The sequence below is a fragment of the Pseudomonas sp. DCB_AW genome, assembly GCF_026240895.1.
GTDB classification, from domain to species: domain Bacteria; phylum Pseudomonadota; class Gammaproteobacteria; order Pseudomonadales; family Pseudomonadaceae; genus Aquipseudomonas; species Aquipseudomonas kermanshahensis.
This window is the reverse complement of the sequence record NZ_JAPFCE010000115.1, coordinates 1-9,263: the sequence shown is the minus strand read 5'-3', so window position 1 is coordinate 9,263 and position 9,263 is coordinate 1. Positions and strand designations below refer to the sequence as shown.

At 61.7% G+C, this 9,263-nt stretch carries 8 protein-coding genes; all 8 read left to right on the top strand.

Features of this window, described 5'->3' with window-relative positions; all coding sequences use genetic code 11:
- The first annotated feature begins 322 nt into the window (after positions 1–322).
- Positions 323–2,026 (top strand): flagellin, encoded by a 1,704-nt coding sequence (locus OO306_RS27280; protein WP_265970336.1) that lies wholly within the window; start codon positions 323–325, stop codon positions 2,024–2,026.
- Positions 2,027–2,102: 76 nt separating this feature from the next.
- Positions 2,103–2,453 carry a flagellar protein FlaG gene (locus OO306_RS27275; protein WP_265970335.1) on the top strand — a complete coding sequence of 117 codons (351 nt, stop codon included), beginning with the start codon at positions 2,103–2,105 and terminating at the stop codon, positions 2,451–2,453.
- Between the two features lie 79 nt (positions 2,454–2,532).
- Entirely contained in the window at positions 2,533–3,888 is a 1,356-nt protein-coding gene (gene fliD, locus OO306_RS27270) for a flagellar filament capping protein FliD (protein ID WP_265970334.1), read from the top strand.
- Positions 3,889–3,966: 78 nt separating this feature from the next.
- Entirely contained in the window at positions 3,967–4,362 is a 396-nt protein-coding gene (gene fliS / locus OO306_RS27265; protein WP_186703692.1) for a flagellar export chaperone FliS, read from the top strand.
- Between the two features lie 16 nt (positions 4,363–4,378).
- Positions 4,379–4,672, top strand: a complete 294-nt coding sequence (locus OO306_RS27260; RefSeq protein WP_099428639.1) for a flagellar protein FliT — start codon at positions 4,379–4,381, stop codon at positions 4,670–4,672.
- A 168-nt stretch (positions 4,673–4,840) separates the two neighbouring features.
- A complete protein-coding gene (gene fleQ, locus OO306_RS27255; protein WP_099428640.1) occupies positions 4,841–6,316 on the top strand; it encodes a transcriptional regulator FleQ in 1,476 nt (491 codons plus the stop codon).
- A 244-nt stretch (positions 6,317–6,560) separates the two neighbouring features.
- Entirely contained in the window at positions 6,561–7,778 is a 1,218-nt protein-coding gene (locus OO306_RS27250; protein WP_027593035.1) for a PAS domain-containing sensor histidine kinase, read from the top strand.
- A complete protein-coding gene (locus OO306_RS27245) occupies positions 7,778–9,142 on the top strand; it encodes a sigma-54 dependent transcriptional regulator (protein WP_265970333.1) in 1,365 nt (454 codons plus the stop codon). The genes OO306_RS27250 and OO306_RS27245 overlap by 1 nt, the downstream gene beginning before the upstream one ends.
- The last annotated feature ends 121 nt before the right edge of the window (positions 9,143–9,263 follow it).

Here is a 9,263-nt window from a genome sequence, read left to right as displayed (position 1 = left end):
TTTGCGGGGTGCTGTTCGGTTGGGGGGTGGCCCCGCGACCCCGGGAAACGCGGGTCCCAGCCCCGGGGCCGGCCTTTTCGCGGGGCAAGCCCGCTCCCACAGGTTGGCAGTGCCAACAGGTTTTTCTGCACAGATTTTGACGTCAAAAATTCGCCCTTAACCCCCTGATTTCACTGGGCTGGCAGCGTGCCACCATTTTTTTTTTGAAAAACCCCTCAAGCAACCCGCGCACCCGACGATAACCATTACGAAGGTTCTCTAGGCCACACCCGGCGGTTGCCAGGGCCGGAAGCCGCTGTATCCATTCAACGAGGAATTCGTCATGGCTTTGACCGTTAACACTAACATCACCTCCTTGGGCGTTCAGAAGAACCTGAACCGTGCTTCCGACGCGCTGGGTACTTCGATGTCCCGCCTGTCTTCCGGCCTGAAAATCAACAGCGCCAAAGACGACGCCGCCGGCCTGCAGATCGGCAACCGTCTGACCAGCCAAATCAAAGGCCTGAGCGTTGCCGTGAAAAACGCCAACGACGGCATCTCCATCGCCCAGACCGCTGAAGGCGCGATGCAAGAATCGACCAGCATCCTGCAGCGTATGCGCGAACTGTCCCTGCAGTCCGCCAACGGCTCGAACAGCGATGACGACCGTACTTCCCTGCAACAAGAATTCACCGCGCTGTCGGGCGAACTGACCCGTATCGCCAACACCACCACCTTCGGTGGCCGTAAAGTCCTCGACGGTTCGTTCCAGAACGTCAGCTTCCAGATCGGTTCCAGCGCCAACGAAACCATCTCGTTCGGCATGACCGACATCAGCTCGACTGGCCTGAAAGGCTCGTTCAGCGAAGCTAAGACTGATGGCGTTGCTACTGACCTGTCCGCAGTCGTTACTGGTGCTGTTGCCCCGGCCGCTACTCGCTACTCTGCTGCAGCGGTAACCTTCGCTGCGCCAGCAACTGGTGAAACTGTAGCCCTGACGCTTAACGGTGCTGCTAGCCCGATCACCTTGGACGAGAACGATGACACTGCCAGTGTAATCGGCAAAATCAATGCTCAAACCGCCAGCACTGGCGTAAGTGCTGCTGATGATGGTACTGGCAAGATCGTAATGAGCTCTGCCTCTACCTTCACTGCAACTGCAGTGGGTAGTGCCACCCCAGGTGCCACCGGCGGCTTCGCTGCGGCAGCAACTGTTACTCCATCGGCTGGCTTCGCTGCTGATATCTCCTTCAACATCAACGGTGTTCCGGTCGGCGCAGCCGCTGGCGAGCAAATGTCTGATGTCCTGGCTGCCATCAACGCTGAAACCACCAACACCGGCGTCAGCGCAACCCTGAGCTCCGAAGGCCGTCTGCAACTGAGCTCCGCTGATGGCAAAGCCATCAACCTGACCAACGGCACTGGTGCCGCTGGCCAAGGCGCCCTAGCTAAAATCGGCCTGGCTGCTGGCACCACCGAAGCCAAGCTGACTGCTGACACCTCGATCTCCCTGAACGGCACTGAAGTGAAGTTCACCAAGGGCGATACCCTGGACGGCATCATCTCGGCGATCAACACCGCGAGCACCGGCGTCACCGCCAGCAAGAACGCCGACAACACCCTGAAGCTGTTCTCGAAAGAAAACATCACCGTTGCCGACGGCAGCCAAGGTACCGGTCTGGCCGCTCTGGGCCTGGCTACCACCAACAGCACCACTGCCATCACCCAGGAAACCACCGTTTCCAACCTGAGCATCACCACTGCTGCCGATTCGCAGAAAGCCATCCAGGCTCTGGATGCCGCTATCGCTCAGATCGACAGCCAGCGCGCTCAGCTGGGTGCTGTGCAAAACCGCTTCGACAGCACCGTTGCCAACCTGAACAGCATCTCGGAAAACTCCACCGCTGCCCGCAGCCGTGTGCAGGACGCCGACTTCGCTTCGGAAACCGCCGAGCTGACCAAGCAGCAAACCCTGCAACAGGCTTCCACCGCGATCCTGTCCCAGGCTAACCAGCTGCCGTCGTCGGTACTGAAACTGCTGGGCTGATCCTGATCGCTAAGTAGTTTGACGAAGGGTACGGTGACGTACCCTTTCGTCTTTCCGAGAACAAGAGGTGCCAGAAATGGATATGAGCGTGAAACTGGGCCTGTCCTATCCCGCCTCCGCTGCTCCCGAAGCAACAGCGAGCAAGCGGCAAGAGAGCGAGCTGGCGGCCAACGAGCCGGCCAAGCAAGAATCCCAGCCTGTAGCCCGAGAAACCCTGGAAACCGCAGTCAATGCCATCCAGGACTTCGTCAAGGCTTCAGAGCGACAACTCGATTTTTCGATCGATGACTCCACCGGCCAGGTGGTCGTCAAGGTCATCGCCCGCCAGAGCGGCGAAGTCATCCGTCAGTTGCCCTCCGAAGTGGCACTGAAACTGGCGGAAAACCTGAAGGATGCCAACAGCCTGTTGTTTGATACCCAGGCCTGAGTTGGCACGGCTTTTGTTGTAAAGCCGCACGGACGCGTTTTCGTCGGATTTTCGACGGTCACCGATAAGGAGTGTGAAGATGGCGAGTTCTACTATTACCGGACTGGGTTCGGGTCTAAAGATCGACGAGCTTGTTGCGGCGTTGGCGGGTGCAGAAAAAGCACCCAAGCAAACCCAGATCAATAATCAGACCGCCACCGCCACCACCACCTTGTCGGCCATCGGTACGATCAAAAGTGCGCTGGAAACGTACCGCGCGGCGCTGGTCAAGCTTAATACTGCAGCGAGCTTCAATGGTTTGTCTGGGTCGTCGTCTGACGAAGCTATCGCCAAGATCAAATTGGGTGATGGCGCGTCGTCGGGCACGTACTCGCTTGAAGTGACCCAGCTGGCAACGGCATCCAAGATTTCGACTCAGGTTTACAAGAACACCTCGACCATCATCAACGATTCGGGCGAGTCGCAAACCCTGACCATTAGCCAGGGCAATGCCACGCACAACGTGTCCATCGCCTCGGGTGCAACGCTGCAGCAGGCGCGCGACTCGATCAACGATCAGCTGCAATCCAAGGGCATCACAGCCAACATCGTCACTGACGCCAGTGGTTCGCGGCTGATCTTCTCGTCGACCAAAATGGGTGATGGCACCGAGCTGACCTTGGGTGGCACCGCCGACATGGCCACCGGTGTGACGACCATTGCAGAGCCGCAGAACGCCAAGTACAAGCTCGACGGCCTCGAGCTGGAATCGGCTTCCAACACCGTGACCGGTGCGGTCAGTGGTGTGGACATCACCCTGGTCAAAGAAGGCAAGTCGAGCCTTGTGGTGGCGAGCAACAACGACACCCTGAAAACCTCGGTGCAGTCCTTCGTGACCGCTTATAACGCGTTGATGACGACCATCAATGCGCAGACCAAGGTCACAACGGGCGCCGACGACAGCAGCGCCTCGGGTGCGTCGCTGACAGGCGATGCGACCATGCGTTCGCTGGTCAGCTCGATCCGTAGCGAGCTCACCCGCAGTGTGGGTACCGGTGGCCTGCGTACGCTGTCGCAGCTAGGCATCAATACCGTACAAAAGACGGGGTTGCTTGAGCTCAACAACGACAAGTGGGATGCCGCAGTCAAAACGATGGGCGCTGACATCAGTGGCCTGTTCATCGGTAAGGAAGGCCTGCTCAGTCGCATGACCGCGGCCACTGAAGAATACGCCAAGACAGGGGGTATCCTCGCGTCGCGCCAGGCGAGCTTGACCACCCAGCTCAAGCAGTTGGAAGAGTCGCAGACCGCGCTTGATCGCCGTATCGAGTCGCTGACCGACACCCTGACCAAGAAGTACAACGCCATGGACACCTTGGTGGCCAAGCTCAAGGCGACCAGCGACAGCGTGATGACCACGCTGAACGCGCTGAACAAGGCCAACAGCGACTCCTAATAGCCTAAAGAAATCCAGCTCAGGGCCGATTACTTAGGTATACGGCCACTGTTCTGCCCCGTTCACTGAGGATCCCCCATGCACCCGATGAGAGCCCTTCGCCAGTACCAGAAGGTCAATTCCCACGCCCAGATCTCCGAAGCAACCCCGCACCGCCTGGTGCAGATGCTGATGGAAGGTTCGCTGGACCGTATGGCCCAGGCCAAGGGCGCGATCAGCCGCGGCGACGTGGCGCAGAAGGGTGTGATGCTGGGCAAGGCGATCGACATCATCGGTGGCCTGCGTGAAGGGCTGGACAAGGACAAGACCGACAACCCAGATGAGCTGGACCGTCTCGACAGCCTGTATGCCTACATGGCCACCCGTCTGATCCAGGCCAACCTGGACAGCGACCCCGCCATCATCGACGAAGTCGCCCAGCTGATGATCACCGTCAAAAGCGGTTGGGATGCCATCGCCACAGCCGAGCAGTGACACGCCAGGAGGCCACATGAACGCGTTGCAGCGAATCGAAGACACCCGTCAGGCCCTGAACGAGGCACTGCAAGCGCGCGACTGGGCCGCCATCGGCGAGCTAGACCTGGCCTGCAGGGCGCAGATGGACGAATTGCTGCAAGGGGCGGTGGAGGATGAGGCGGCGGTTCGGGTGAACCTCGAAGCGCTGATGGACGTTTATCGCCAACTAATCGACGTTGCAAGTGACGAACGTCAATCTTTAGTCCAGCAAATGACGAATATCAACCAAGCGAAACAGGCCACAAAGGTATACCATCTGTTCAGCTGACGCTGAGCAGAACGCAAAGCTCGGCGCCATAAATTTGACTGCTTCTAAGTTTTTGACTTTACTAGTGGCTGTTTTCGAATTTCAGACGTCCGAACACTGACCATTCAGTCGGAATGATGTCGAGCACGCCCCACAGGGCGCCGATATGACTAGGGAAGTTGCTATTGCATGTGGCGTGAAACCAAGATTCTTCTGATCGATGACGACAGCGCCCGCCGCCGCGATCTGGCGGTGGTCCTGAATTTTCTAGGCGAAGAAAACCTCGCATGCTCGAGCCAGGACTGGCAGCAGGCGGTGGAGTCGTTGTCTTCGAGTCGGGAAGTGCTGTGCGTGCTTGTCGGTGCCGTGAATGCTCCGGGCAATCTCCTTGGGCTCGTTAAGACAGTGGCCGGGTGGGATGAGTTCCTTCCGGTGCTGCTTTTAGGTGAAATTTCTTCTGCAGAGTTGCCGGAAGAGCTTCGCCGTCGGGTCCTCTCCAACCTCGAAATGCCGCCGAGCTACAGCCAGTTGCTCGATTCGCTGCACCGTGCCCAGGTCTATCGCGAGATGTACGACCAGGCACGCGAGCGCGGGCGCCAGCGCGAGCCGAACCTGTTCCGCAGCCTGGTCGGCACCAGCCGCGCCATCCAGCATGTGCGGCAGATGATGCAGCAAGTGGCGGACACCGATGCCAGCGTGTTGATCCTCGGCGAGTCGGGCACCGGCAAAGAGGTGGTGGCGCGCAACCTGCACTACCACTCCAAGCGCCGCGATGCGCCGTTCGTGCCGGTCAACTGCGGCGCGATCCCGGCCGAGCTGCTGGAAAGCGAACTGTTCGGCCACGAGAAGGGCGCCTTTACCGGTGCCATCACCAGCCGTGCCGGGCGTTTCGAGCTGGCCAACGGTGGCACCCTGTTCCTCGACGAGATCGGCGACATGCCGCTGCCGATGCAGGTCAAGCTGCTGCGCGTGTTGCAGGAGCGCACCTTCGAGCGCGTGGGCAGCAACAAGACCCAGAGCATCGACGTGCGCATTATCGCCGCGACCCACAAAAACCTCGAAAGCATGATCGAGGATGGGACCTTCCGCGAAGACCTGTACTACCGCCTGAACGTCTTCCCCATCGAGATGGCACCCCTGCGTGAGCGGGTGGAAGACATCCCGCTGCTGATGAACGAGCTGATCTCGCGCATGGAGCACGAGAAGCGCGGTTCGATTCGGTTCAACTCTGCCTCGATCATGTCGCTGTGCCGGCATGGCTGGCCGGGCAACGTGCGCGAGCTGGCCAACCTGGTCGAGCGCATGGCGATCATGCACCCGTACGGGGTGATCGGCGTGTCCGAACTGCCGAAAAAATTCCGCTACGTCGATGATGAAGACGAGCAGATGGTCGACCACCTGCGCAGTGATCTCGAAGAGCGCGTGGCCATCAACGGCCATGCACCGAACTTCGCCAACCCCGCGATGCTGCCGCCCGAAGGCCTTGACCTCAAGGACTACCTGGGCAGCCTGGAGCAGGGCCTGATCCAGCAGGCGCTGGACGATGCCAACGGTATCGTTGCGCGCGCGGCTGAACGTTTGCGTATCCGCCGTACCACGCTGGTCGAGAAGATGCGCAAGTACGGCATGAGCCGTCAGGGTGGCGAGGAACAGGCGGAGGATTGACCCCCTTTGCGCCTGTTTCAGGCAGTCGGTAAACCCGTGTAGGAGCAGCCTTGTGCTGCGAAGAGGCCGGTGGCAGCACAGAAAGGCTCTGTGCATGCGCCGGCCTCTTCGCAGCACAAGGCTGCTCCTACACAGGTTGCACAATACGCATCGCAGTTTGGTAAAACCCCATCTTCGGCACGGCTATTGCTACACCGCTGGCACCACACCGTTTTTATGACGGTCAGCCACGCGAGAGAGCACGATGCCCCAGGCCGCCCACGTTTCCCGAGCCCCCGATCTGCAGGGGCATACCCCGGTCGAGCAGGAAAGCCGACAGGGTGTCGAGCAGGCTTTCGCCTTGTTCAATCAGGTCTCCAGCCAGCTAAGCCAATCCTACAGCCTGCTCGAAGCCCGCGTCAGTGAGCTCAAGGGCGAACTGGCCGTGGTCAGTGCCCAGCGCATGGACGAACTGAACGAAAAGGAACGCCTGGCCAATCGCCTGCAGAACCTACTGGACTTGTTGCCGGGCGGGGTGATCGTGATCGACGGCCAGGGCAGGGTGCGCGAAGCCAACCCGGCCGCCTGCGAACTGCTCGGCGAGCCGCTGATCGGTGAGCTGTGGCGCCAGGTCATTGCCCGCAGCTTCGCCCCGCGCAAGGATGACGGCCATGAAGTGTCGCTGCGCGACGGCCGCCGCTTGTCCATCGCCACCCGTTCGCTGGATGCCGAACCCGGCCAACTGGTGCTGCTCAACGACCTGACTGAAACCCGTCGCCTGCAAGACCAGCTGGCGCGCCATGAGCGCTTGTCGTCGCTGGGGCGCATGGTCGCTTCGTTGGCCCATCAGATTCGCACGCCACTGTCGGCAGCCATGCTCTACGCCAGCCACCTGGCCGACAGCGAGCAAGACCTGAGCGCCGAAACCCGCCAGCGCTTCGCCGGTACCTTGAAGGAACGCCTGCACGAGCTGGAGCACCAGGTGCGCGACATGCTGGTGTTCGCCCGCGGCGAGCTGCCGCTGGGTGATCGTGTGACCCCGAAAGCACTGTTCCAGGCCCTGCAGCAGGCGGCGCAGTCGCACGTGCAAGGGCATGCCGTGCGTTGGCAGTGCGACAGCCACCTGGGCGAGCTGCTGTGCAACCGCGATACCCTGGTTGGCGCCTTGCTCAACCTGATTGAGAACGCCCTGCAAGCCAGCGAAGAACCGGCCCGGCTCAAAGTGCACGTGTTCCGTCGTGAGCAGGTGTTGCACCTGTGCGTGAGTGATGCCGGCAGCGGTATCGACGCCGATTTGCTGGGCCGCCTGGGTGAGCCGTTCTTGACCACCAAGGCCACCGGCACCGGGCTGGGCCTGGCCGTGGTCAAGGCCGTGGTGCGGGCGCATCAGGGCACCCTCAGCCTGCGCTCGAAGGTTGGGCGCGGCACCTGCGTGCGGGTCGAGCTGCCGCTGATCGATGGGCAACTGGCGGAGGCGGGCTGATGGCGATCAAGGTGCTGCTGGTCGAGGATGACCGCGTATTGCGCCAGGCGCTTGGCGACACCCTGGAAATCGGCGGCTTCGACTACCGGGCCGTGGGCAGTGCCGAAGAGGCGCTGGAGGCGGTGCTGGCCGAGGCGTTCAGCCTGGTGGTCAGTGATGTGAACATGCCCGGCATGGATGGGCATCAGCTGCTGGCGCAATTGCGTCGCCAGCAGCCGCAACTGCCGGTGCTGCTGATGACGGCGCATGCCGCAGTCGAGCGTGCCGTGGAGGCGATGCGCCAAGGCGCTGCCGATTACCTGGTCAAGCCCTTCGAGCCCAAGGCGCTGTTGAGCCTGGTTGAGCGCCACGCCGCAGGCCGTGTCAGTGCAGCGGAAGAAGAAGGGCCGGTGGCCTGCGAGCCGGCCAGCCGGCAGTTGCTCGAACTGGCTGCGCGGGTAGCGCGCAGTGACTCGACCGTGTTGATCTCTGGCGAGTCGGGTACCGGCAAGGAAGTGCTGGCGCGCTACATTCACCAGCAGTCCCCGCGGGCGGCCGAGCCCTTTGTGGCGATCAACTGCGCGGCCATCCCTGACAACATGCTTGAGGCCACGCTGTTCGGCCACGAGAAAGGCGCCTTCACCGGTGCCATCGCGGCCCAGGCCGGCAAGTTCGAGCAGGCGGAGGGCGGCAGCTTGCTGCTCGACGAGATTTCCGAGATGCCGCTGGCCTTGCAGGCCAAGCTGTTGCGGGTGCTGCAGGAGCGCGAGGTGGAGCGGGTAGGTGGGCGTAAGCCGATCAGCCTGGACATCCGCGTGCTGGCCACCACCAACCGCGACCTGGCAGGCGAAGTGGCGGCTGGCCGCTTCCGTGAAGACCTGTATTACCGGCTGTCGGTGTTCCCCCTGGCCTGGTGTGCGCTGCGCGAGCGCAAGGGCGATATCCTGCCGCTGGCCGAGCGTTTGCTGGCACGCCATGTCAGCAAGATGAAGCACGCACCCGTGCGCCTGTCTGCCGATGCGCGGGCCTGCCTGCAGGCGCATGCCTGGCCCGGCAACGTGCGCGAACTGGACAACGCCTTGCAGCGCGCCTTGATCCTGCAGCAGGGTGGGGTGATCGAAGCGGCGGATTTCTGTCTGGCGGGCGCCATTCCATTGTCGGCCGGCGCGGCGCCGTCAGTGGCAGCCGTGGTTGCCGAAGCCAGTGGTCTGGGCGATGACCTGCGCCGCCATGAGTACCAGACCATCATCGACACCTTGCGCGCCGAACGCGGCCGCCGCAAGGAAGCCGCCGAGCGCCTGGGCATAAGCCCGCGCACCCTGCGTTACAAGCTGGCGCAGATGCGCGATGCCGGGTTCGACGTCGAGGCCAGCCTCTTCGGCTGATAAGCCGCTGGTGCGGGTTATGTCGGGTGCGGCCCTTGTAGGAGCGGCCTTGTGTCGCGAAAGGGCCGCAGCGCGGCCCCAGGTTTTCAGCTTCGCATCAAAGATCGCCGGGGCCGCGCTG

What these genes read in the sequence shown, in the direction of transcription:
- fliD (WP_265970334.1), top strand. Translation starts at nt 2,533, where the DNA reads ATGGCGAGTTCTACTATTACCGGACTGGGTTCGGGTCTAAAGATCGAC.
- OO306_RS27250 (WP_027593035.1), top strand. Translation starts at nt 6,561, where the DNA reads ATGCCCCAGGCCGCCCACGTTTCCCGAGCCCCCGATCTGCAGGGGCAT.
- OO306_RS27275 (WP_265970335.1), top strand. Translation starts at nt 2,103, where the DNA reads ATGGATATGAGCGTGAAACTGGGCCTGTCCTATCCCGCCTCCGCTGCT.
- OO306_RS27280 (WP_265970336.1), top strand. Translation starts at nt 323, where the DNA reads ATGGCTTTGACCGTTAACACTAACATCACCTCCTTGGGCGTTCAGAAG.
- OO306_RS27245 (WP_265970333.1), top strand. Translation starts at nt 7,778, where the DNA reads ATGGCGATCAAGGTGCTGCTGGTCGAGGATGACCGCGTATTGCGCCAG.
- fleQ (WP_099428640.1), top strand. Translation starts at nt 4,841, where the DNA reads ATGTGGCGTGAAACCAAGATTCTTCTGATCGATGACGACAGCGCCCGC.
- fliS (WP_186703692.1), top strand. Translation starts at nt 3,967, where the DNA reads ATGCACCCGATGAGAGCCCTTCGCCAGTACCAGAAGGTCAATTCCCAC.
- OO306_RS27260 (WP_099428639.1), top strand. Translation starts at nt 4,379, where the DNA reads ATGAACGCGTTGCAGCGAATCGAAGACACCCGTCAGGCCCTGAACGAG.